The sequence below is a fragment of the Nonomuraea sp. B12E4 genome, from assembly GCF_039871825.1.
Classification (GTDB): Bacteria; Actinomycetota; Actinomycetes; order Streptosporangiales; family Streptosporangiaceae; genus Nonomuraea.
The window spans coordinates 521845-544322 of sequence record NZ_JBDPME010000001.1 but is presented as its reverse complement, the minus strand read 5'-3'; the positions used below and the strand labels follow the sequence as shown (position 1 = coordinate 544322).

The window sequence follows — 22478 nt, the reverse complement described above, 5'->3', positions numbered from 1 at the left end:
GTACGCCTGGCCAGGGCAGCAGTCGCCAAGGGGCGTGTCCTGGGCGGTGTGTTCGCGGGGGGATGATGATGGTGTCACCGGGGAAGAGGAAGCCGGATCTGGTGAGCTTCATGTTCGCCGAACAGGCGGACGGCAGCTTCGTGACGTCACTGCGGGGCCAGGCGGTGCTGAACGAGCCGCTGCTGAACAAGGGCACGGCCTTCTCGCCGGAGGAACGGGCCGAGCTGGGCCTGGAGGGCTTGCTGCCGCCGGTGGTCGAGTCGCTGGACGAGCAGGTACGGCGCATGTACATGCAGTACCGCGCGCAACCGAGCGACCTGCTCAAGAACGTCTACCTGGAGGCGCTGCGGGACCGCGACGAGGTGCTGTACTACCGGCTCCTGGTCGATCACCTGCGGGAGATGCTCCCCATCGTGTACGACCCGACCGTCGCCGAGGCGATCAGGACCTACAGCCACGAGTACCGCCGCCCCAGGGGCGTGTACCTGTCCGTCGACGACCCCGCCGGGATCGAGCGGGCGTTCAGGAACGTCGGGCTGGGCCCGGATGACGTCGACCTGATCGTGGCCTCCGACGCCGAGGAGATCCTGGGCATCGGCGACTGGGGAGTCGGCGGCGGCATCGGCATCGCGACCGGCAAGCTGGCCGTCTACACCGCCGCCGCGGGCATCGACCCCGGCCGGGTCATCCCGGTCGCCCTGGACGTGGGCACCGACAACGAGGGGCTGCTGAACGACCCGGCCTACGTGGGCAACCGGCACGCGCGGGCACGCGGGCAGCGCTACGACGACTTCATCGACGCCTACGTCACCACCGCCACCCGGATGTTCCCCGGCGCCCTGCTGCACTGGGAGGACTTCGGCCCGTCCAACGCCCGCCGGATCCTGGCGAAATACACCGGCCGGATCTGCACCTTCAACGACGACATGCAGGGCACCGGCGCCATCGTCCTGGCCGCCATGCTCAGCGCCGTCCGGGTGTCCCGGACCCCGATGCGCGACCAGCGGATCGTCATCTTCGGCGCGGGCACCGCCGGCACCGGCATCGCCGACCAGCTATGCGATGCGATGATCCGCGACGGCCTGGACCACAACGCCGCGACCCGGCGGATCTGGCCGATCGACAAGCAGGGCCTGCTGGTCGACGACATGACGGATCTGCGCGACTACCAGCAGCCCTACGCGCGGCCGCGGGACGAGGTCGCCGGCTGGGCCCGCGACGAGCACGGCATCTCGCTGGCCGAGGTGGTCGAGCGCGTCAAGCCGACCATGCTGCTGGGCACCTCCACCGCGCACGGCGCGTTCACCGAGAAGATCGTGCGCACCATGGCGGCGGGCGTGGACCGCCCGATCATCTTCCCGATCTCCAACCCGACCGAGCGCATCGAGGCCATGCCCGCCGACCTGATCCGCTGGAGCGACGGCCGGGCACTGATCGCGACCGGCATCCCGATCGAGCCGATCACGTACAACGGCGTCACCTACGCCATCGCCCAGGCCAACAACGCCCTGCTCTACCCGGGCCTGGGGCTGGGCGTGGTGGTCGCGCGGGCCCGCCGGGTCAGCCCCGGCATGTTCCAGGCGGCCGCCGAGGCCGTCGGCGGCATGGTCGACGTCTCCACCCCGGGCGCCTGCCTGCTGCCGATGGTGGACAACCTGCGCGCGGTCTCCGCCACCGTGGCCGTCGCCGTCGCGAACCAGGCCGCCGAGGAGCACCTGGCCCGCGCCGATCTGCACGATGTCGTCCAGCGGGTCCAGGACGCCATGTGGCAGCCCGTCTACCGCCGTGTCCACGGGAACGGGCAGTGAGCGCGCCGCAGGTCCGTGACGTGCCGATCGGGCTGCGGGCCACCGGCACCCGGACGGAGAGCGACTCCCTGGGCGAGATCGAGGTGCCGGCCGCGCACTACTGGGGCGCCCAGACCCAGCGCTCCCTGATCCACTTCGACATCGGCGACGACCGCATGCCCAAAGCCGTCTACCACGCCTACGGCTACATCAAGAAGGCCGCCGCGATCGTCAACGCCCGCGCCGGCCGGCTGCCCGGGTGGCAGGCCGAGCTGATCGCGCGGGTCGCCGACGAGGTCGTCCGCGGTGAGCTGGACAGTGAGTTCCCGCTGTACGTGTGGCAGACCGGCTCGGGGACCCAGTCCAACATGAACGTCAACGAGGTGATCTCCAACCGGGCGATCCAGCTGGTGGGCGGGCGGCTGGGCAGCAAGGACCCGATCCACCCGAACGACCACGTGAACATGGGCCAGTCCTCCAACGACACCTTCGTCACCGCCATGCACATCGCCGCCGTGACGGCCATCGACGACCACGTGCTGCCCGCCGCGACCCGGCTGCGCGAGAGCGCGGCGGCCAAGAGCCGGCAGTGGGAGCACACGGTCAAGATCGGGCGCACCCATCTGGAGGACGCCACGCCGCTGACCGCCGGCCAGGAGTGGTCGGGCTACGCCGCCCAGCTCGGCGACGCCATCGACCACCTGCGGCACTCCCGTACCGGGCTGTACCGGCTGGCCATCGGCGGCACCGCGGTCGGCACCGGGCTGAACGCGCCGCCGGGGTTCGGCGAGGAGGTGGCCGGGCAGATCGCCCGGCTCACCGGGCGGTCCTTCACCAGCGCGCCGAACAAGTTCGCCGCCCAGGCCTCCTGCGACGACGTGGTACGGGCCTCGGCCGCGCTGCGCGCCCTGGCGGTGCCGCTGTTCAAGTTCGCCAACGACCTGCGCTGGCTGGGCTCCGGGCCGCGTACCGGCCTGCACGAGCTGATCCTGCCGGCCAACGAGCCCGGTTCGTCGATCATGCCGGGCAAGGTCAACCCGACCCAGGCCGAGGCCATGCTGATGGTCGCCATCCAGGTAACCGGCAACGACGCCGCCGTCTCGATGGCCGGCGCCGAGGGCAACTTCGAGCTGAACGCCTTCCGCCCGGTCATCATCAAGAACGTCCTGCACTCGGCGCGGCTCCTGGCCGACATGATGGATCATTTCCGTACCTACCTGGTCGAGGGGGCCGAGCTCGACACGGAACGGCTGCGCCACAACATCGACCACTCGATCATGATGGTGACGGCACTCAGCCCTGTCGTGGGCTACGACCGGGCCGCCCGCATCGCCCACCACGCGCTGGACCACAACCTGCCGCTCAAGGACGCCGCACTGCAGTGCGGCATCGCGGAGGACCTCTACGACCGGATCGTCCGGCCCGAGAGCCTGACCAGGCCCGGAGTGCCCGCTCCGGACGGCGACAGACGACGCTGAGCGGGGCGGCCACGGTGGCGACGCCGCGCTCTCATGCCCCGCCGAACTCCACGCTGTCCACGGTCCATGCGCGGCACTGCTCGCTGAGCGTGAACCCGAGACCGGGCCGGTCGGGAACGTGCATGCGGCCCTCACGGGTCTCCAGCCGTTCGTTGAACAGCGGGTTGAGCCATTCGAAGTGCTCGACCCAGGGCTCACGCGGATAGGCGGCGGCCAGGTGGAGGTGGATCTCCATGGCGAAGTGCGGCGCGAGCTGGAGGCCCGCGTGGTCGGCGAGGGTGGCCAGGCGCAGGAAGGACGTGATGCCGCCGACGCGCGGGGCGTCGGGCTGGAGGATGTCGGCGGCGCGCGCCTCGATGAGGCGGACGTGCTCGGCGACGCTGGAGAGCATCTCGCCGGTGGCGATCGGCGTGTCCAGCGCGGCGGCGAGACGCGCGTGCCCCTCGGCGTCGTACGCGTCCAGCGGCTCCTCGATCCAGACCAGCCCGAACTCCTCCACCGCCCGCCCGAACCGCAACGCCGACACCCGGTCCCACTGCTGGTTCGCGTCCACCATCAGCGGCACGTCCCCGAGGTGCTCACGCACCGCCGCCAGCCGCCGCAGATCCGCCCCCATGTCCGGCTGACCCACCTTGATCTTGATCCCACCGATCCCCTCCGCCAGCGACCGGCCGGCCCGCTCCTTCACCTCCTCGATCGGCGCGTGCAGGAAGCCACCCGAGGTGTTGTAGGTCCTGACCGAATCCCGGTAGGCACCCAGCAGCTTGGCCAGCGGCAACCCCGCCCGCCTGGCCTTCAAGTCCCACAGGGCGATGTCGATCGCGGCCAGGGCCTGGGTGGCGACGCCCGAGCGGCCCACGGACGCGCCCGCCCAGAGCAGAGTGTCGTAGACCTTGCCGATGTCGGAGGGATCCTGGCCGATCAGGTTGCCCGCGACCTCCTTGGCGTGGGCGTACTGGGCGGGGCCGCCCGCCCGCTTGGAGTAGCTGAAACCGGTGCCGCCGTGGCCGTCCTCGGTCGCGATCTCGGCGAAGAGGAAGACGATCTCGGCCATCGGCTTCTGCCGTCCGGTGAGCACCTTGGCGTCGCTGGCGGGGACGTCCAGGGGCAGCACGACGGAGGAGAGCGCTACGTGGCGGATGCGGTCGGAAGGCATGGCGGTCCCGGGGCAGAGGTCGACAGGGTGTCAGTCATCATATAAATGCGTAACTCATATGACAACATTCGCGAACCCACGGACCCACGGACCCACGGACCCGCGAACCCACGAACCGCCGGACCGCCGGACCGCCGGACCGCCGGCAGCGGAAGCCGGCGCCCGGCGTGCCCTCAGGGGCGGGTGAGGACGACGTGCAGCCCGGGATGGTCGGTGTTGCGCATGCCGACCACCTCGGTCCTGACGAACCCCACGTTGGCCGCGAACACGTGCTGCACGCTCCCGTCCCCCTTCCTGAAGAAGGGCGCCACGTTGCAGTCCTGCACGTCCGGCCCGAACAGCGGGGCGTACTTGAGGTTGAAGTCCCCGGCCAGCACGGCCGGCTTCCCGGCCACGGCCCGGTCGCGCAGCACGGCGATGGCCGCCTTGCACTGCGCCATGGCGACGTTGCCGGTGGTCGACAGGTGGGTGCTACAGGCGACCAGGTCGGGGAACTCGGCGCAGACGTAGACGCGTTTCTCCGATCCGCTGTCCTGGGTGGCGTACTGGCCGGAGAAGACCGTCCCCGCGGCGGGCGAGCGGAAGATCAGGCCGTTGCCGTACTCGTCGCCGTTGGTGCAGCGCACCGGGGTGCCGTCGGGGCGGCGGGCGGGGGCGAAGGCGCTGAAGCCGTTGCCCATGGCCGGGGCCAGCAGGGCCACGTCATTACGGCAGATCTCGTTGAGCGACAGGACGTGGGGCTGCCGCGCGGTGATGACGGTGGTGGCCTCCTGGATGGTGGCGTCCCCGTGGTAGCAGGAGGTGTTGACGCCGCTGTGGCACAGGTTGAGCTGCAGGACACGGAACTCCTGCGCCTCGGCGGCGGCCGGTAAGACCGCGGCCAGGACCAGGGCGAGGACGAGGTAGATCGGCATGGGCTCGTTTTCCCCTCATATGATGATCGGCGACGGTGACAGCGTCTCAGCGAACATCCGATACCGTCGAGGGCATGCGGCTTCACGTGGGATGCGCGATGTGGACTCACGCGCGCTGGCAGGGGCGGTTCCTGCCCGCCCAGCTCCCCGCCGGTGATCGCCTGCGCGCGTACGCGACGTGGTGCGACGCGGTGGAGGGCAACACGACGTTCTACGCGACCCCGACGCGGAGCACGGTCGAGTCGTGGGTCCGGCAGACCGGCCCCGACTTCCGTTTCGTGGTCAAACTGCCCAAGCCGATCACGCACGAGCACCGCCTCACCGGCGCGGAGGCGGAGCTGCAGGCGTTCCTTGCGGCCATCGAGCCGTTGGGGCCCCGGGCGCACGCGCTCTGGGTGCAGCTCCCCGGTTCGTTCGGGCCGGCCGACCTCGGCGCCCTGGCGGCCTTCCTGCACCGCCTGCCCCGCTCGCACCGTTACGCCGTCGAGGTCCGCCACCGCGCCTTCTTCGAGGACGAGCGCGCCGCCCGCCGCCTCGAACAGGTCCTGGCCGCCGTCGGTGCCGAGTGGGTCCCGTTCGACACGACCGTGCTCTTCCGGAGCCCGCCGGCCAGCGACGCCGAGCGCGACGCGTGGACGAAGAAGCCGCGCCTGCCCCGCCGTTCCCGGGCCCTGACCGCCCACCCGATCGTCCGCTACCTGGGCCGCGACGCCACCGAGCGCACGGTCGAGGGCTGGCGGCCGTGGGTCGAGGAGGCGACGCGGTGGCTGCGCGAGGGCCGCTCGCCGACGGTGTTCATCCACACCCCCGACAACGCCGACGCGCTGACGCTCGCCCGCCGGTTCCACGACGAGGTCCGCGCGGCGGTGCCGGAGCTCGACCCGCTCCCCGAGCCGATGGCGGACGAGGAGCCCCTGACCCTCTTCTGAGCCCTCTGCTGGGCGATGAGCAGGATCGGCGCGGTGGGGTCGGTGACCCCGGCTCCTTCCCGGAGAAACACCGGAACATTGCTCTGGTATGCCGTCGGCGTCGATCGTCACGGCCTGCGCGTCAACCACTCCGGACACACGACACGCCCGGCTGGCGGCCAGCCGGGCGTGTCGGTCGCGGGTCAGCCCATGTGCGGGTAGCGATGGTCGGTCGGCGGGACGAACGTCTCCTTGATCGTCCGGGCGTTGACCCAGCGGATCAGGTTGTAGATCGAGCCCGCCTTGTCGTTGGTGCCCGAGGCCCGGGCGCCGCCGAACGGCTGCTGGCCCACGACCGCGCCCGTCGGCTTGTCGTTGACGTAGAAGTTGCCGGCCGCGAAGCGCAGCCGCTCCGAGGCCGCCGCGATGGCGTAGCGGTCCTGGGCGATGAGCGAGCCGGTCAGCGCGTACGGGGCGATGCCCTCCATCTGGTCGAGCACCGTGTCGAAGTCGCGGTCCTCGTAGACGTGCACGCCCAGGATCGGGCCGAAGTACTCCTTGACGAAGATCTCGTCGGTGGGGTCGGCGCACTCCAGGATGGTCGGCTTCACGAAATATCCGACGGAGTCGTCGTACGAGCCGGTGAGGACGTCGATGCCGCCGGCCGCCCGCGCCCGGTCGATGGCCTCCTTGTGCTTGGCGAACGCCCGGTCGTCGATCACCGCCCCCATGAACGCCGACAGGTCGCCCGCCACGTCGCCCACGGTCAGCGACTCGGACACGGCGACGAAGTCGTCACGCATGCGGTCCCAGACCGAGCGCGGCACGTAGGCTCGCGAGGCGGCCGAGCACTTCTGCCCCTGGTATTCGAACGCGCCCCTGACCAGCGCCGTCGAGAGCACGGCCGGGTCGGCGGACGGGTGCGCGAGCACGAAGTCCTTGCCGCCGGTCTCGCCGACGAGGCGCGGGTAGCCGTGGTAGGAGGCGATGTTGGTGCCGACCGTGCGCCACAGGTGCTGGAAGGTCGCGGTCGAGCCGGTGAAGTGCACGCCGGCCAGCGCGGGGTGCGAGAGGGCCACCTCGGAGACGGCCTGCCCGTTGCCGGTGACCATGTTGATGACGCCCGGCGGGAGACCGGCGGCCTCCAGCAGCCGCATCGTGAAGTGCGCGGCGAACTGCTGGGTGGGCGACGGCTTCCAGACGACGACATTACCCATCAACGCGGCAGAAGTCGGCAAATTTCCAGCAATGGCGGTGAAGTTGAACGGCGTGATCGCCAGCACGAAGCCTTCGAGCGGCCGGTACTCCATCCTGTTCCACACGCCGGGCGACGAGATCGGCTGCTCGGCGTAGATCTGCCGCGCGTAGGCCACGTTGAACCGCAGGAAGTCGATCAGCTCGCAGGCGGCGTCGATCTCCGCCTGCTGCGCCGACTTGGACTGCCCCAGCACGGTCGCGGCGTTGAGCGTCGCCCGCCACGGGCCGGACAGCAGGTCGGCGGCCTTCAGGAAGATCGCGGCCCGCTCGTCGAACGACAACGCCCGCCAGGCGGGGGCCGCCCGCAGCGCCGCGTCTATGGCGTCCTGCACGTCCCGGGCCGTGGCGTCGTTGGCACGGCCCAGGACGGAGGCATGGTTGTGCGGCTGGACCACGTCGATGGGGGCGCCACCGCCGAGGCGCTGCTCCCCGTCGATGGTCATGGTCAGGTCGATCGAGGACCCGGCCAGTTCCTTGACGCGGTCTTCCAGCACCGAACGCTCGGCGCTGCCGGGCGCGTAGCCGTACACCCGCTCGTTGGCGGGGACGGGGACGTTGCTGATGGCATCCATTTACTTACCCCCAAGGGCACGAAGGAAGAAGGCGACGTTGGCCGGCCGCTCGGCGAGGCGGCGCATGAAGTAGCCGTACCAGTCGTCGCCGTAGGGGACGTAGACGCGGACCGTGTGACCGGCCCCGGCCAGGGCCTCCTGCCGGTCGGTCCGGATTCCGTAGAGCATCTGGAACTCGTGGTCGCCGACTCTGCGCCCGAACCGGTCGGCGAGCAGTTCCGTGATCGCGATCATGCGGTCGTCGTGCGTCGCCACCATGGGGTACCCCTTCCCCGCCATGAGGACCCGCAGGCATCGTACGAACGCCCTGTCCACGGCGCTCCTGCCCTGGTGGGCGACGGAGGCGGGCTCGCGGTAGGCGCCCTTGACCAGGCGCACCCGGGAGCCCTCCGAGGCCAGGTCGCGGCAGTCCTCCTCGCTGCGGAACAGGTAGGCCTGGATCGCCACGCCCGTCGTGGGATAGTCCTCGCGGAGCTTGCGCAGGATGGTGAGCGTCGAGTCGACCGTGGTGTGGTCCTCCATGTCGAGCGTGACGCTCGAACCGTTGATCGCGGCGGCGGCGCAGATCTCGCGGGCGTACTCCAGGGCCATCGCGTCGTCGAGCCGCTGCCCGAGGGCCGACAGCTTCACCGACACCTCACCCCGGCCGCCCAGTTGCAGCGGCCGCAGGGCGTTCAGGAGCGTGAGGTAGGCGTCGGCGGTGTTCTCGGCGGCCCGCGCGTCGCGCGTCTCCTCGCCGAGATGGTCGACGCTCACGGCCAGGTTGGTGTCGCGCAGGCGTTCGACGGCGTCGCGGACCTCCTGGACGCTCTCCCCCGCGACGAACCGCTCGACGACCTTCCTGGTGAGCGGGAAGCCTGACACGGAGCGGCGCACGAGGCGGCTCCCGGAGGCGGCGAGCAGCAGTTGACCGAGCATGGTTCCAGTCTAAAAACGCAGCTCAGAGGGGGCCATCGACGCTCGTAACGCGACCTGTGGCAGGCTGTCGTACAAATGCACAACTCCGCAGACCTACAAGAGATCGTCGACGAGATCGCCGCCCGGCTGGGGGCGTCCGCGACGCTGGAGGACCGCTCGTTCCGCCTGCTGGCCTACGGGGCGCAGCACGGCGACATCGACACGGTCCGCCAGGAGTCGATCCTGCGCCGCCGCGCCACGCGCGAGGTTCGCGAATACTTCGAACGCTACGGCATCGCCAGGGCCGAGGGCCCGGTCAGGATCCCGGCCGACGCCGAGCTCAAGGTGCTGGCCAGGGTCTGCTGGCCGCTGCGGCACCGCGAGGTCACCTACGGCTACCTGTGGCTGCTCGACTCGGGCGAGTTCACCGACGGCACGCTCGCGGCCGCGGCCCCGCTCGTCGCCAGGGCCGCCGCCGAGCTCGCCCAGGAGGCCAGGAGCAGGCAGGATCTCGGCCACGGCCTGCGCGCCCTGCTCTCCGCCGATCCCGAGGAGCGCGCCGCCGCGGCCATCGAGGCACAGGGCCCGGTCGCCGCCGTCGCCGTGCGCGAGTCACAGGAGCGCGTCGCCACCCTGTGGACGCTCCCGCGCGGCGTCCTGGCCCGCCCGGGCTCGCCCGTCGCCCTGCTGGCCCCCGCCCACCTCGCCGCCGAGGTGGCGCATACCATCCAGAGCGCGCACGGCACCGCCGCCGGCATCGGCGCCACCCGGGAGGACCCGGCCGACGCCTGGCTGAGCTGGCGCGAGGCCCGCCAGGCCCTGCGCATCGCCGAGCACTTCCCCCGCTACGCCCCCGTCGCCCACTGGGCGGACCTGGGCGTGCACCGCCTGCTGGCCCGGCTGGGCCCGGCGGACCTGCGCGAGCTGGCCGCCGAGGCGGAGGCGCTGGACGCCGAGCTGGCCCAGACGGTGGAGGTCTATCTCGACCGGGGCGGCCACGTCCAGAAGAGCGCCGCCGAGCTGGGCATCCACCGCCAGACGCTCTACTACCGGCTGGGCAAGGCCGAGCGGCTCACCCACCGGGACCTGTCGGACGGCGACGACCGTCTCGCCCTGCACCTGGGTCTCAAGGCCGCCAGGTTGCGCACCTGACATGCCTCCGGCAGGCGGCCGGGCCGCCTGCCGGAGTGTGGGTCACGGGGTCAGGCGCAGGCCGCCTCATAGACGCGTACGAGCTCCTGGCTGACGCGCTCCCAGGAGTAGCGCGAGCGCGCCCGGTCGGCGCCCGCGTAGCCGAGCGCGGTGCGCAGGGTCGGGTCCCACAGCAGCTCGCGGGCCAGCCGGGCGGTGCGTGCCGGCCGGTCCGGCGGGACCAGCAGGCCGGTGACGCCGTCGATGACGGAGTCCAGGTGCGCGCCGACGGCCGAGGCGATCACCGGGACGCCGCAGGCCATCGCCTCCAGCGCGACGATCCCCGTGACGGCCTCGCGCGGCACCGACACCACGGCGTCCGCGCTGCGCATCAGCTTCGGCACCGCGGCCCGCTTCACCTGGCCGAGCAGCGTGATCCGGTCGGCCACGTCGAGCTGCTCCGCCAGGGCGCGCAGGCGGCGGGCGTCCTGGTCGTTGTCGAGGTCCTCGGGCTCCGGCCCGCCGGCGATGATCAGCTCGACGTCGCCGAGGCCCTGCAGCGCGCGTACGACGGTGTCCGCGCCGCGGTCCGCGGTGAGCGGGCCCACGTGCAGCAGCCGCCTGCGGGCGCCGCGGGTGGCCACCGCGCCGCGGCGCTGGAAACGCTCGGTGTCGACGCCGTAGGGGACGACGGCGATGTTGCCGCGCGGCACGCCGAGCCGGATCAGCGCCGACTCCTGGTCGCCCGAGCCCGCGATGACCGCGTTGGCCCGGCGCCCGAGCGCCCGCTCCAGGTCCTGGTGCATGGAGTCCATGCCGTAGAAGGTCTGGGTCACGGGGACGCCCAGACCTTTCGCACCCGCCACCGCGGCCAGACCGCAGGTCCACGAGTGCGCGTGGATCACGTCCGGGCGCTCGTGGCTCCACCGCTCCATCAGATGGTGGCCCACGTCGTTGAGGTAGGGCGCCACCTCGTCGGCCTGGAGATCCATGGCCGGGCCCACGTCGATCTGCTCCAGCATGACGCCCGGGGCCACCCGCGTCTTGGGCTTGCCCTCGGCGTTGTCACGGCGGGAGTAGATGGTGACGTGATGCTCGCGTCCCAGCTCGCGTGCTACGGAGATGATGCGGTGACGCTGGTTTCCCCCGGCGGATGCGACGATCGCAATATTCATGGCACACCTCAGCGTGGAAAGCGTGAAAGGTATGCCTGCGTCTTAGGCACATCGATCTGCAACTTCGACCATACCCGGGTTTCCGCCGACCGCAAACATCCGCAGATCAGGCACCCCGGAGGGCCAGCACCACGATCTCGTCCCACACCTGGCCGCCCGAGAACGCGTGCCGGTCGGCCTCCACCGTCTTGACCACGGTGGACGGCGACTGGCCCGCGCACCGGCCGAGCACGTCGGCCAGCCGCTCCTCGCCGTACGGCTCGCCGCGGTCGTTCCTGGAGGAGACCAGGCCCTCGGAGTAGAGCACCAGCGTCTCCCCCGGGCCCACCGTCAGCTTCTCGACGCCGGTCTCCGCCTCGGGCGAGATACCCAGCGGCACGCCGCCGCCGGCACCGAAGCGCACGACGCCGTCGGACTGCAGCAGCACCGCCGGATGGTGCCCGGCCGACGACAGGCTGATCTCGCGGCCGTGGACGAACCCCGCCACGGCCATCACGAACATGCCGGTGCCCTGCGCGATCAGGGCCTCGTTGACCTTGCGCATCACCGTGGCGGGATCGGACTCCCAGGCGCTCAGCACCCGCAGCCCGCCGCGGACCAGGGCGCTGACCGAGGCCGCCTCCTCGCCCTTGCCCGCCGCGCCGCCCAGCGCGAACCCCCACCCGCCCGAGACGGGGAACACGTCGTAGAACTCGGCCCCCACCGACGAGCCCGGGTGGTAGACGGCCGCGGCCTCGTAGCCGGGCACGTCCGGCAGCTTGCGCGGCGCGACGCTGGCCGACAGCGCGTCCGCCGCCTGCGAGTGGCGCTGGAAGCTCGTCTGGGCCCGTACGGCCAGGCCGATCTGCAGCCCGACCTCCTGCATCACGGCCAGGTCCGCCAGCGCGAACGGCTGCCTCTCGTGCGTACGCACCAGCGTCAGCACGCCGTCGCCTGACCCGATCGGCACGCACAGCATCGAACCCGCGCCCATCGCGGTCAGCAGCGGCCCCTCGGCGCAGAACCCGAGCAGCGTCTCGTCGTCCACCATCTCGTACACCACGCCGGAGCCACGCTCCAGCACCTGCAGGATCACCTGGCTGCCCACCGGGTCGGAGGACTCCACCTGACGCACGAGCTCACCGATCGGCTGGTCCTTCGGCGCCACGACGACGGAACGCTGCGGCAGCCCGGCGCGCACCATGTCGGCGATCACCCAGTCGGCCCACTCGGAGGCCAGCAGCCGGGTCGCCCGCGCCAGCGCGACGGGCCGCAGCAGCGTCTCCTCGTCCAGCAGCAGCGTGGCCATCCTGACCAGCAGGTCCTGCCGCTTGGCGGCGGTCAGCAGCAGCGCGCCGTCGGACGCCTCGGGCCGCCGCGCACCCGGTTCGGGTAGCTGCACCTGGGTCGGCAGCACCACCGCCGCCACCATCTGCTGCGGCTCGCCCGGCATCGTCAGCCTGGTCAGCGCCACCTGGGCCGTGTGCGTGCGCCCCTGGTGCGCCAGCCGCGTCTCGAAGGCCGCGGGCTGCCCGGTCTGCAGCACCGACGTCAGGTGCGAGCGGAAGGCCGCCCGCCGCGACACGTCCACCAGCAGCGGGAACGACCGGCCGACCAGATAGCCGTCAGGGCTGCCGAGCATGCGGGAGGTCTCGGGGTTGATCCGCCTGACCACGCCGCCGCCGTCGAGCACCACGACCGGCACCGGGAAGGCCCGGAACACCTGGCGCAGCAGCTTCAGCTCCCGCTGCGCCCCGTCTTTCTTGCTGCCGGGCCGTTTGGGCGCCTTGCGCAGCGCTTCGCCGGCCGCGGCCAGCAGCTCGGCGGCGGTGTCGAGCTCGGCCAGGGCGGCGTCCAGCGTGGGCGCGAGGTCGGCGGGATAGGCCACCCTCGCCTCACGCAACGAGGAGACGCGCCCCGCCAGCGCGTCCAGCGCGTGTTCGAGGTCGGGCATGGTCACCCTCTGACGCTACGCCACTCGGGATAAGGGGGGCCATATCGGGTAGAGGCTAATCGCTATGGAATCGACCGCGATGATCACCCCCGGTCTCGCCCGGGATCTGGCCGCCCTCGGCCGGTTGGGCGAGGACACCTCGACGGAAAGCGTGCTACGCGGGCTCACGACGGCACTGGCGGCCGGTGTGCCCGGGTGTTCCGGAGCCTCCGCCGAGCACTGGCGCGACCAGCGGGTCCTGGTCTCCGGCTCACACAGTGAGCTCATCATGCTCGTCGAGGGAGAGCGGGAGCTGGGTGAGGGCCCCGCCACCGAGGCCAGGCAGAGCGGCGCCCGCGCCGCCGTGACCGACGTGCTCAGCGACACCCGCTGGCCCCGCTACGACGCCCTGGCCAGCCGCTGGGGCGTGCGCTCCGTGCTCGTCGTCCCCATCGACGTGACCCCGGCCGTGCTGGTCGTGGGCCTGTATTCGGTCCGGCCGGGGGCCTTCTCCCCGCTCGGGGCCCACTCGCTGGCCGACATGCTGACCGAGCAGGTCGGCGTGGCCATGGCCAACATGTGGGACTTCGAGGAGGTGCGCACCGACGCCGCCCAGCTCCAGGAGGCCCTGGCCGGGCGGTCGTTGATCGACCAGGCCAAGGGCATCATCATGCAGACCCGCGGATGCACGTCCGACGAGGCGTTCGAGGAGCTGCGCAGGATCTCCCAGCACCACCAGGTCAAGGTGGCCGACCTGGCCAGGATGCTGGTCGACGAGCACCAGCACAAGTCGAAACGCTGACGTCGGGCGGCCTCAGCCGATGGCGGCCAGGGCGTCGTCGAGCGTGTCGTAGAGCGGCAGGCGCTGCGCCAGCCCGGTGATCCACATCACCTTGGACTTCGAATACTCCACACCGATCAGCGCGAACCGGGCCCCCGAGGCCAGGCTCGTCTGCCAGTGGTGCACGATCAGCCCGAGCGCGCGCGAATCCATGAACGTCACCCCGGCCAGGTCAAGGATGAGGTTTGAGCCCGCCATGGACAGGTAATCGGCGAACTGCTCGCGCGTCGTGGCGTCGAGCACACCATCGACGGTCACCACGGTGATCCCGTCAACGGTCGACGACGTCAGGCTGAGGGCCGCAACGTGCCCCTCGCCGTTCTCCGGCATTGTCACGGAGCAACCCTACTGTCACCACACCAGGGAGGAATACTTCACGCCACACGGGGGACACTGGATCCGAAGTCCAGCAGAGGGCTTTCGTCTCGAGAGTAGAGCGAGGCGTGCCTCTGCCTGGGCTTTTTCTGCTGGGAGAGGACGCCTGCGATCCATATGAGGAGCAGCCATGGCTGTGCAGGAATACATCCTCGAGGAGATGACAGCAGAAGACCTCCTGGCCGAAATGGTCAGGGAGGACACGCCCGGCAGCCACAAGGAGCGGCTGCGCGAGCGCATCGTCGAGATGCACCGGCCGCTGGCCATGGAGATCGCCAGGCGCTACCGCTACCGCGGCGAACCTTTGGAAGATCTCCTCCAGGCCGCGTACGTTGGCCTGATGAAGGCCGTCAACGGCTTCGACCCGAGCCTCGGTCACGCGTTCAGGGGCTACGCGGTCGTGACGATGACCGGCGAGGTCAAGCGCCACTTCCGCGACCGCACCTGGGCCATCCGGGTGCCTCGGCTCTACCAGGAGCGCCGCTCGGAGCTCAACAGGCTCGTGGCCGACCTCAGCCAGGACCTGGGCAGGTCGCCGACCGTGGCGGAGCTGGCCGCCAAGATGAACATCACCGAGGAGGACGTCCTGCTGACACTCGACGCCTCCGCCGCGTACAGCACCCTGTCGCTCGACGCGCCGCTCGGCACCGACGACGACGCCGCCTCGCTCGGCGACGTCATCCCCGAGGACGACGACACGCTGAGCAACATGGTCGACAGGGAAGCCGTCAAGCCTCTCATCGACGCGCTCCCCTCCCGTGAGAAGCACATCCTGCTGCTGCGGTTCTTCGGCAACATGACCCAGGCCGAGATCGCCGCGGAGTTCGGGATCTCGCAGATGCACGTCTCACGTATACTCCGCAAGGTGCTCGACCAGCTCCGCACCGAGCTGGTCGGCTGAAGAAGGCGGTCGTCGGGTGAACGAGGACGTAGAGCCTCAGTCGGGCTACACGAGCCCGCCACCCGGCGCGCCCGTGAAAGAGCTCCGCTTCCGGCTGCCGGGCCTGCCGTTGGTCCGGCAGTTCGCCGAGGACGAAGCCCGCGCCTCCGGCATACCCGAGGAGGCCATCGGCGACTTCGTCATCGCCGTCAACGAGGTGGCCACCAACGCCGTCACCCATGGCGCGGACGATGCCTGGATACGCACCTGGACGGTCGACGGGGCCCTGGTCGTCGAGATCCACGACCAGGGCCGGTGGAAGCCGGGGCCGATCCCGGGCGCCGTGGGTGGCATGGGCCTGTGGGTGGCCCGCCTCCTCTCCTCCGACCTGACCTTGCGGGTCGGCCGGGGCGGGAGCACTGTGATCATGCGTTTCCCGGGCAAGGGCTGACGCTGAGTTCACTTCTCCGACCATGACTCGACCGGGGGCCGCCACCGCGGCCTCCGGTCCTTGTCCGGCCTCCTGTTCACCGGCGGATACTGCTCACCGGTGGGTACTTGTCCCCCTGCTCACCGGCGGGTCCGACCGCGCCAGTTGCTGTATCCGCTACGGATGGACGCCGTGCCGACGCCGGCCTGATGCAGCGCCAGCAGGGTCAGCCCCAGCAGGGCGAAGGTCATCCCGGAGAACCCGCCGGGAATGCGCACGCCGACCAGGTCGAGCAGGAAGCCCAGCCCGAAGACGATCGCTGCGACCACTGCGAGCATGTCGTGTCACCTCATTCCCCGGCTCGAAGGATTCCCCGGCTCGAAAGCCCCTGCTCCGGAATCCCCCGACCAGGGATGCCCTGGCCTGTGAATCCCTGACTCGCAAGGCCCTGGTCGTGGGCCTGGCCCTGACCGGGGAGGCTTCGGCTGGAGAGGGCCAGCAGGCGCTCCAGGACGCTCCTGTAGTCGCGCAGGGCCTGGCGGAGCTGTTCGGTGTCGGGGGCCTCGGCGTCCTTCCAGCGGCCGCGCAGGGCGCTCGTACGGCTGTTCAGGCTGCTGGTGAGGGACTCGACCACCTCGCCCACCAGGCCGTCGGCGCGCTGGACCGCCTCGCCGGGATCGTCCACGAAGGACGTCTGCACCTCGCGCCAGCGAGCCTGCACCTGGCCGGGATCTTGGTCGAACAGCCCACCCTCATCGGGGAGAGCGTGGGCGGGAACGGTGGCCGCACCGGGGACGGCGGCGGGCTCGCGACCCGCCGGAGCCTCGGTGACGCCGGGGGTGGGTGCGGGCTCGGCCAGCATGTCACCGCCGGTCCGGGCGTAGGGATCCCGGTAGGGGGTGTCGTCGTCGTACCCGCGTTCGGGGGTGCTGACGGCACCGGGGACGGCCGCCGCGTACTCGTCGTCCATCCGCGGAGACCTCAGCCCGGCCTCCGCGTCATCGCGGAGAGCCTCGTCACGGGCGCGCTCGTCGCCATCGGCGAGCCGCTCGCGCCCGCCCTCGCTCCTCCCCATGGCCCCCTCGCCCTTCCCCGTGACCATTTCCTCCCGCTCGGCCTCGGCGTCGGCCTTGACGGGATCGGCCTTCGCCGGGTCACCACGCCGCTGATCGCCCTCTTCGTGAGCCGGCTCCCCACCGCTGCCGGGACGTTGTGCGGCGTGGGGGGTGGACCCGACGTCTCCGTGGGAAGTCGTGGAGTCATCGCCGCGTTGCGACGGCACTCTCAGCTCGTCGCTGCTCATATGTGTCTCACCGTCCTCGTGTGGTCTCTTGCAGCAGGTCCTCGAACAGCGTGCGGTAGTGCACCATGGCCTGCCGGAGTTCCTCCGTGGAGGACTCCTCCCTGGCCGCCCGCCCACTGATCTCGTGAGCCGCCCTGTAGTGGTCGAGAGTCTGCGCGTGCCCCACCGACAGGTCGGACAGCCGCTGCTCGAAACCCTCCGTCGGGTAGCCGCGCTCCTCCATGACCGCCGTGACCAGCCGATCGGCCTCGGTCACCGCGGAGGCGGGCGCGTCGACGAAGCGCTCCTGCACTTCCGTCCACCGGTGCGCGTAGGTGTCTCGGGATTCGTCCGTCAGGGGCCGGATGTCCAGCTCGGCGTGCCGCTGTTCACGGCTGAGGAGTTCTTCCTCCGCCTCCCGCCGGGTGTCCCGCTCGGAGACCATGCGTTCGTACTCGGGGCCGAAACGTTCGCGGAGGTGGTTGCGACGCTGCTGCCGCAGCCCGATATAGCCGATTGCGGCGAGCGCCACCACCGCGACCACGACGACGGCCACCCAGATGTAGGTGGTCATGATGTTCGCCTCCGGTCTCTTGTCGAGACCAGCGACTGCCCGCGAGCACTGCTTCGAAACTCGCGCCCTCAGCGGGCTTCCAGGCCCCTCCTGGCCGCCTCGAGAACGGATGCGACATGTGAGCCCTCTGATGCGGCGGCGACCTCGGTGAACCCTTCCGCGGCGTCGTACCGTACGTCGAGGCCCGCGTCCACGAGCCGCTGCGCCCACCGGAGCGCGGTGTTCAACCGCTCGGACGCGGGTGGCTTGCCCTGCGCGGCGGCCGACAGGTTGCGCAGATTGGTGGCGGGCCCGGACTGGCTGTGGGCGCGGGTGAGCTTCCACGGCAGGGCCCCGCTGTGGTCGAGCATCGGCTTGGCCAGCCCGGCGGCCCGCTTGGCCTGCAGCACCCCGGACTCACTGACCCCGAAGTGCGCGGCCAACTCCTGCACGCTCATCCCCTCGGCGACCAACCTGGCCAGCTCCCGCCGATCAATGGTCGACTTCCGCCCCACCGGCCACCTCCACTCCCGCTTCACGTGTGCGCGTGCACCTCCGATGTGCGCTAAGGTTATGACGTCCCGCCCCGAAGGGGGCGGCCGACACAACCGGGACGTAGCGCAGCTTGGTAGCGCACTTGACTGGGGGTCAAGGGGTCGCAGGTTCAAATCCTGTCGTCCCGACCAGGCTCTTTGCTGGTCGAGCAGGGTGTCACTCATCAGGGTGACACCCTTTCGCATCTGGCGAGTGGCCATCAGGTGAAGAGCTTGTCCATCGCCGCAGCTCCGCCCAGGAGTACGGGCCGGATCTGCCTACGGTAGACGGCTTCGGTGACGACTCTCCCGCTGTGGCCGACAAGCCGGACGATGCCCTCCAGGGGGACGCCGGAGTCGGAGAACAGCGAGACGAAGCTGTGCCGCATCTCGCGAGGCGTCCGGCAGTAGGCGGGTATCCCCGCATCCTTGACGATCTTCCGGAACGCTCTACGGACGTCATGCGCGTCGAGCGGCGTACCCACCAGAGACGCAAAGACCAGGCCGTGGTCCTTCCACCTCCCCTGCCCGTCTTCCATGCCGGGAACTTGGCAGCAGAAGTCGGCGGAACCTGGAAGACATACGCACCCGGTGATCACACAACGTGATCTACACCTGCGACGGGCGAAGAACGCGGATCACTCGATCAGCGGTTACCGCCAGTACAGCACCCCCGGTACGCGGGAGAGGCCCGAGGCGGCAGCTTGGGAAAGGCGGCCGGTAGAGTAGGGCGTGAGGATCTCGATCGACAAGCGAGGTTCGCGGCGGTGGGGCCCGCCGCCCCCGATCGTCCGGGGAAACCGCGGTGAGCGTCGCCAACGGTCCCTACCAGGAGGGAATGCTTGTCGTTCTGGTAGGGAGCTGAATGGACGAGCCTGTCACACCCGTCGATCCCGACGTCGATGTCCATGTCCCCGGTGTGCGTGGGGAGCTACGCCCGCGGGCCTGGCCGGTGCTGGCGTCCGTCTCCGCGGGCGGTGTGCTGGGCGCCCTGGCGCGCTACGGGATCTCCGTCGCGCTCCCGCACGCCCCGACCGGCTTCCCGTGGTCCACGTTCCTGATCAACGTGTCGGGCTGCCTGCTGATCGGCGTGCTCATGGCGCTCGTCGACCAGGTGTGGACCGGGCAGCGGCTGCTGCGCCCGTTCTGGGGTGTCGGCGTGCTGGGCGGCTACACCACCTTCTCCACCTACGTCATCGAGATCCACACCGCGATGCGTGCCGGCGTGCCCGGGGTGGCCCTGGCCTACCTGGCCGCCACGCTGGTCGCCGCGCTGCTGGGGGTCTGGGCCGGCGCAGCCATCACCCGACAGGCACTGGCAATCGCCCGGCGCCGCAGCGAACACAGGAGGCAGCGGTGAAACTGCACGGACCCGCGATGCGGCTGACCGTCTTCATCGGCGACACCGACACCTGGCACCACAAGCCGCTGCACCACGAGATCGTGCACCGGGCACACGCGGCCGGTCTGGCCGGCGCGAGCGTGTTTCGCGGCATGGAGGGCTACGGCGCCTCCAACCTGGTCCATACCACTCGCATCTTGTCGCTGTCGGAGGACCTGCCGGTGGCCGTCATCATCGTCGATGCCGAGGAGAAGATCCGCGCCTTCCTGCCCCAGCTGGACGAGCTGATCAGCGAAGGGCTGGTCATCCTGGACGAAGTCGAGGTGATCCGCTATGCGGGCCGCACGCCCGGCCAGGCGGGCGGAGATGAGGGCAGCCGGTGACGATGCTGTTGGTGGCGCTCGGCGCTGCGGTCGGTGCGCCGCTGCGCTACCTCACCGATCGTCTGATCCAGGCCCGGCACGACTCGGCGTTCCCCTGGGGCACTCTGGCCGTCAACCTGACCGGGTCGTTCCTCCTGGGCCTGCTCGCGGGCCTGCCCGCCGACGCGGCCTGGTCGGCGCTCCTCGGCACCGGCTTCTGCGGCGCGCTGACCACGTACTCCACCTTCAGCTACGAGACACTGCGGCTGGCGCAGGACGGCTCCCGCTTCTACGCCCTGGCCAACATCATCGCCAGCGTGGTGGCCGGGCTCGGCGCGGGGTCGATGGGGCTGCTGGTCGCCCAGGCCGTAACCGGCTGACCGGCTGGGCCGGCGGGTGGCGCCCTGCTGGACGGACGGCGGCTTCGGTGAGGCGTTGGATGGCGCACGACCACGCGGGTCACGTCGGGCTGAGGTCAACGGGCTCGACCTGGCGCGGCTCGATCCCACCGTGCGCGGCGGGAAGCCGCTCGCCGCTCAGTACGCGCCGACGGCCGGCGACTGTTTGCGGCCGCCGGGCTGCGGGCTCGCCCATCGGTACGTTTCCCCGGTTGCGGCATCTCCTGGCATCGGGGGTCGATATCGGGGTACGAGGCAGGCATCATGCCACGTGAGAGGGGCCCCGATCGGATGCAGTACGCCGAGGATGACCCACGCCATCACATCACCGGAGCCATGCTCATGCGCGACCGAGGAAGGGCTTGAGGAGGATGGAGCGGCTTGGAGGATGGTGGCCGCGGCTGGTGCGCACGCAGGCGCCCGGCGCGGTGGCCTGGATCCGTCTCTACGTCGGAGCGATCTTTCTCTCGGAGGGGGTGCAGAAGTTCCTCTTCCCGGACGTGCTGGCCGAGGGCCGCTTCGCCAAGGCCGGCATCCCGTTTCCGGGTATCCTGGCGCCGCTGGTCGGAGTGTTCGAGATCGGCTGCGGCCTGCTGATCCTGGCGGGGTTGCTGACCCGGCTGGCCGCCGTTCCGATGATCGTCGATATGGTCGTCGCGCTGGGCACCACCAAACTGCCCATCCTGTGGGGACAGGGCACCTTGTATGTCGGTGAAAGCGGATGGTGGGACTTCGCGCACGAGGCCCGGACGGATCTGGCGATGGTGTGCGGCAGCGTGTTCCTGTTCATCGCCGGTGCCGGCCGCCACTCGCTGGATGCCGCCCTGATCGCGCTCAGGCACGACCCACGAGCGCGGCGCCGGTTATCCGGCTACCCGGCGCTGACGGGGCCTGCCCGGCCCGCAGGAGCGCCTGCGTGAGGAGGGGCGGTTGTCATGGCTGAGGGCACGCCGCGTGCCGAGGATGTCACCGCCGCACCCGCTACTGGCGGCGGCTGGAGAAGCTGCTGGAGGACGTCCTGATCAAGATCCCAGCCGCACCGGCACCTTCCTCGGCGAACGCTACCGGCGCATCGCCAAACGCCGCGGCCGGCTCCGGGCCGTGGTCGCCGTCGGCCGCTCCATCATGGTCATCATCTGGCACCTGCTGTCCTACCTGCCCGCCCGCTGCCACGATCTGGGAGCCGACTACTTCCTCACCAAGATCGACGGGGAGAAGGAGGCCCGCGCGGCCACCCCCACGGGGCCCGGACCGCCTCAGCGCGTGGGAGGACACCGCCCCTGGCGGGGAAGGGGCAGGACATGACATGGTTCGTGACGCTCCTCGGTGCCGCCCTCGTGATGGCCATCCTCCGGGACATATTTCACACGATCTGGCATCCAACCCGCCACGGCGGCCTGAGCAGGCTGGTGATGACGGGCATGTGGCACCTGTCCTCACGCCTGAGCGCCCGGCGGCGCGCAGCCGGGGTCGCCGGCCCCCTGGGCATGGTCTGCGTCGTCGGGGTGTGGGCGCTGACCGTGGCCGTCGGGTGGGCACTGATCTACTGGCCGCACATGCCGGAGAGCTTCACGTACTCCTCCAAACTCGTCCCAGCCGAGCACGCGGAGCCGGTGGACGCGTTGTACGTCTCCCTGGTCACGCTCGCCACCCTCGGCCTCGGGGACATCGCGCCGGCCGCGGGCTGGCTGCGCATCGCCGGCCCGCTGGAGGCGCTCGTCGGCTTCGCCCTCCTGTCGGCGACCGTGTCGTGGATCCTCGGCATCTATCCCGCCCTGGCCCGCCGCCGTGCGCTCGCGCTGCGCCTGTCCCACGTGTGCCGCGGCGGGGTGACTTCCCAGGAAATCGACTCGGACGGAGGCGCCGCCCTGCTGGACGGCCTGGCCTCGACCATCTCGGTCATCACCGTCGACTTCCTCCAGTACTCCGAGTCGTACTACTTCTACGACGGCGACGAGAACACCTCGCTGCCCAGGCAGATCGGCCACGCCGCCAGCCTCGCCGAGCTGGCGGGGAACGCCAGCCATCCCGACGTCCGGCTCTCCGCCACGATGCTGCGCGCGGCGCTGGACGACCTGGCCACCATCCTGGACGAGCGCTTCCTGCACACTGGGGCGGCCACGGCCGACGTCTTCGCGTGGTACGCCTCCGATCATGGCACCTGTACGGGCTCCCTGCCCGCCCTCCGGAGCGAGCCGGACATATCCGCCTCGGGCGGTGAAGAGCGGTGTCCATGAGTTTGTCGTTTTCGTCGGGAGCCCGGGGGCGAGCCGGCTGGGGTGACCTGGACGACGA

General features: G+C 70.7%; 25 protein-coding genes and 1 tRNA gene. 14 read left to right on the top strand and 12 right to left on the bottom strand.

Annotation, left to right across the window (positions count from 1 at the left end; genetic code table 11):
- Window positions 1-110 precede the first annotated feature (110 nt).
- Both ABGB18_RS02445 and ABGB18_RS02440 read left to right on the top strand, forming a co-directional pair.
- Complete coding sequence (locus tag ABGB18_RS02445) at window positions 111-1808, top strand: NAD-dependent malic enzyme (protein WP_347694291.1); 1698 nt, start codon at window positions 111-113, stop codon at window positions 1806-1808.
- Window positions 1805-3265 carry a class II fumarate hydratase gene (locus ABGB18_RS02440; protein ID WP_347693624.1) on the top strand — a complete coding sequence of 487 codons (1461 nt, stop codon included), beginning with the start codon at window positions 1805-1807 and terminating at the stop codon, window positions 3263-3265. The genes ABGB18_RS02445 and ABGB18_RS02440 overlap by 4 nt, the downstream gene beginning before the upstream one ends.
- Before the next feature lie 31 nt (window positions 3266-3296).
- On the opposite strand, the gene ABGB18_RS02435 is transcribed toward ABGB18_RS02440, so the two are convergent.
- The gene (locus ABGB18_RS02435; RefSeq protein ID WP_347693623.1) at window positions 3297-4421 is read right to left on the bottom strand and encodes a mandelate racemase/muconate lactonizing enzyme family protein; all 1125 of its coding nucleotides are present in this window, start codon (window positions 4419-4421) and stop codon (window positions 3297-3299) included.
- A gap of 173 nt (window positions 4422-4594) precedes the next feature.
- On the bottom strand, window positions 4595-5335 hold the full coding sequence (locus ABGB18_RS02430; RefSeq protein ID WP_347693622.1) for an endonuclease/exonuclease/phosphatase family protein: 741 nt from the start codon (window positions 5333-5335) through the stop codon (window positions 4595-4597).
- A 74-nt stretch (window positions 5336-5409) separates the two neighbouring features.
- Between ABGB18_RS02430 and ABGB18_RS02425 the strand changes: the two genes are divergently transcribed.
- Window positions 5410-6264 carry a DUF72 domain-containing protein gene (locus ABGB18_RS02425; protein WP_347693621.1) on the top strand — a complete coding sequence of 285 codons (855 nt, stop codon included), beginning with the start codon at window positions 5410-5412 and terminating at the stop codon, window positions 6262-6264.
- 182 nt (window positions 6265-6446) lie between these two features.
- Here the strand turns inward: ABGB18_RS02425 and pruA are convergent, their stop codons facing one another.
- Window positions 6447-8072: an L-glutamate gamma-semialdehyde dehydrogenase gene (gene pruA / locus ABGB18_RS02420; RefSeq protein WP_347693620.1), complete on the bottom strand. Its 1626-nt coding sequence runs from the start codon at window positions 8070-8072 to the stop codon at window positions 6447-6449.
- Window positions 8073-8990: a proline dehydrogenase family protein gene (locus tag ABGB18_RS02415; protein WP_347693619.1), complete on the bottom strand. Its 918-nt coding sequence runs from the start codon at window positions 8988-8990 to the stop codon at window positions 8073-8075.
- 75 nt (window positions 8991-9065) lie between these two features.
- On the opposite strand from ABGB18_RS02415, the gene ABGB18_RS02410 reads away from it, so the two are divergent.
- Window positions 9066-10121: a helix-turn-helix domain-containing protein gene (locus tag ABGB18_RS02410; RefSeq protein ID WP_347693618.1), complete on the top strand. Its 1056-nt coding sequence runs from the start codon at window positions 9066-9068 to the stop codon at window positions 10119-10121.
- A gap of 50 nt (window positions 10122-10171) precedes the next feature.
- Here ABGB18_RS02410 and ABGB18_RS02405 read toward each other — a convergent pair whose 3' ends face one another.
- The gene (locus ABGB18_RS02405) at window positions 10172-11275 is read right to left on the bottom strand and encodes a glycosyltransferase (RefSeq protein ID WP_347693617.1); all 1104 of its coding nucleotides are present in this window, start codon (window positions 11273-11275) and stop codon (window positions 10172-10174) included.
- A gap of 106 nt (window positions 11276-11381) precedes the next feature.
- Window positions 11382-13208, bottom strand: a complete 1827-nt coding sequence (locus tag ABGB18_RS02400; protein ID WP_347694290.1) for a GAF domain-containing SpoIIE family protein phosphatase — start codon at window positions 13206-13208, stop codon at window positions 11382-11384.
- A gap of 64 nt (window positions 13209-13272) precedes the next feature.
- On the opposite strand from ABGB18_RS02400, the gene ABGB18_RS02395 reads away from it, so the two are divergent.
- Entirely contained in the window at window positions 13273-13989 is a 717-nt protein-coding gene (locus ABGB18_RS02395; RefSeq protein ID WP_347693616.1) for a GAF and ANTAR domain-containing protein, read from the top strand.
- A gap of 12 nt (window positions 13990-14001) precedes the next feature.
- Here the strand turns inward: ABGB18_RS02395 and ABGB18_RS02390 are convergent, their stop codons facing one another.
- Window positions 14002-14358 (bottom strand): STAS domain-containing protein, encoded by a 357-nt coding sequence (locus ABGB18_RS02390; RefSeq protein WP_347694289.1) that lies wholly within the window; start codon window positions 14356-14358, stop codon window positions 14002-14004.
- A gap of 175 nt (window positions 14359-14533) precedes the next feature.
- On the opposite strand from ABGB18_RS02390, the gene ABGB18_RS02385 reads away from it, so the two are divergent.
- Both ABGB18_RS02385 and ABGB18_RS02380 read left to right on the top strand, forming a co-directional pair.
- Window positions 14534-15304, top strand: coding sequence for a SigB/SigF/SigG family RNA polymerase sigma factor (locus ABGB18_RS02385; protein WP_347693615.1), 771 nt, complete (start codon window positions 14534-14536; stop codon window positions 15302-15304).
- A gap of 16 nt (window positions 15305-15320) precedes the next feature.
- A complete protein-coding gene (locus tag ABGB18_RS02380) occupies window positions 15321-15734 on the top strand; it encodes an ATP-binding protein (RefSeq protein WP_347693614.1) in 414 nt (137 codons plus the stop codon).
- 119 nt (window positions 15735-15853) lie between these two features.
- On the opposite strand, the gene ABGB18_RS02375 is transcribed toward ABGB18_RS02380, so the two are convergent.
- The 4 genes from ABGB18_RS02375 to ABGB18_RS02360 all read right to left on the bottom strand — a co-directional run bounded on the left by ABGB18_RS02375 (window position 15854) and on the right by ABGB18_RS02360 (window position 18063).
- Window positions 15854-16051: a hypothetical protein gene (locus tag ABGB18_RS02375; RefSeq protein WP_347693613.1), complete on the bottom strand. Its 198-nt coding sequence runs from the start codon at window positions 16049-16051 to the stop codon at window positions 15854-15856.
- An 11-nt stretch (window positions 16052-16062) separates the two neighbouring features.
- On the bottom strand, window positions 16063-17016 hold the full coding sequence (locus ABGB18_RS02370; RefSeq protein WP_347693612.1) for a hypothetical protein: 954 nt from the start codon (window positions 17014-17016) through the stop codon (window positions 16063-16065).
- A gap of 7 nt (window positions 17017-17023) precedes the next feature.
- Window positions 17024-17569, bottom strand: coding sequence for a hypothetical protein (locus ABGB18_RS02365; RefSeq protein WP_347693611.1), 546 nt, complete (start codon window positions 17567-17569; stop codon window positions 17024-17026).
- Window positions 17570-17637: 68 nt separating this feature from the next.
- A complete protein-coding gene (locus tag ABGB18_RS02360) occupies window positions 17638-18063 on the bottom strand; it encodes a hypothetical protein (RefSeq protein ID WP_347693610.1) in 426 nt (141 codons plus the stop codon).
- Between the two features lie 94 nt (window positions 18064-18157).
- On the opposite strand from ABGB18_RS02360, the gene ABGB18_RS02355 reads away from it, so the two are divergent.
- Window positions 18158-18234 (top strand) — tRNA-Pro (locus ABGB18_RS02355).
- Between the two features lie 68 nt (window positions 18235-18302).
- Here ABGB18_RS02355 and ABGB18_RS02350 read toward each other — a convergent pair.
- Window positions 18303-18620: a tyrosine-type recombinase/integrase gene (locus tag ABGB18_RS02350; RefSeq protein WP_347693609.1), complete on the bottom strand. Its 318-nt coding sequence runs from the start codon at window positions 18618-18620 to the stop codon at window positions 18303-18305.
- A 326-nt stretch (window positions 18621-18946) separates the two neighbouring features.
- On the opposite strand from ABGB18_RS02350, the gene ABGB18_RS02345 reads away from it, so the two are divergent.
- From ABGB18_RS02345 to ABGB18_RS02320, 6 genes are all read left to right on the top strand, one after another.
- Window positions 18947-19441: a CrcB family protein gene (locus ABGB18_RS02345; RefSeq protein WP_347693608.1), complete on the top strand. Its 495-nt coding sequence runs from the start codon at window positions 18947-18949 to the stop codon at window positions 19439-19441.
- Window positions 19438-19806: a DUF190 domain-containing protein gene (locus ABGB18_RS02340; protein WP_347693607.1), complete on the top strand. Its 369-nt coding sequence runs from the start codon at window positions 19438-19440 to the stop codon at window positions 19804-19806. Before ABGB18_RS02345 ends, ABGB18_RS02340 begins: the two co-directional genes overlap by 4 nt.
- Window positions 19803-20165, top strand: a complete 363-nt coding sequence (gene crcB, locus ABGB18_RS02335; RefSeq protein ID WP_347693606.1) for a fluoride efflux transporter CrcB — start codon at window positions 19803-19805, stop codon at window positions 20163-20165. The genes ABGB18_RS02340 and crcB overlap by 4 nt, the downstream gene beginning before the upstream one ends.
- A gap of 422 nt (window positions 20166-20587) precedes the next feature.
- Complete coding sequence (locus ABGB18_RS02330) at window positions 20588-21103, top strand: DoxX family protein (RefSeq protein WP_347693605.1); 516 nt, start codon at window positions 20588-20590, stop codon at window positions 21101-21103.
- 43 nt (window positions 21104-21146) lie between these two features.
- Window positions 21147-21488, top strand: a complete 342-nt coding sequence (locus ABGB18_RS02325) for a hypothetical protein (protein WP_347693604.1) — start codon at window positions 21147-21149, stop codon at window positions 21486-21488.
- On the top strand, window positions 21485-22420 hold the full coding sequence (locus ABGB18_RS02320; protein WP_347693603.1) for a potassium channel family protein: 936 nt from the start codon (window positions 21485-21487) through the stop codon (window positions 22418-22420). Before ABGB18_RS02325 ends, ABGB18_RS02320 begins: the two co-directional genes overlap by 4 nt.
- The last annotated feature ends 58 nt before the right edge of the window (window positions 22421-22478 follow it).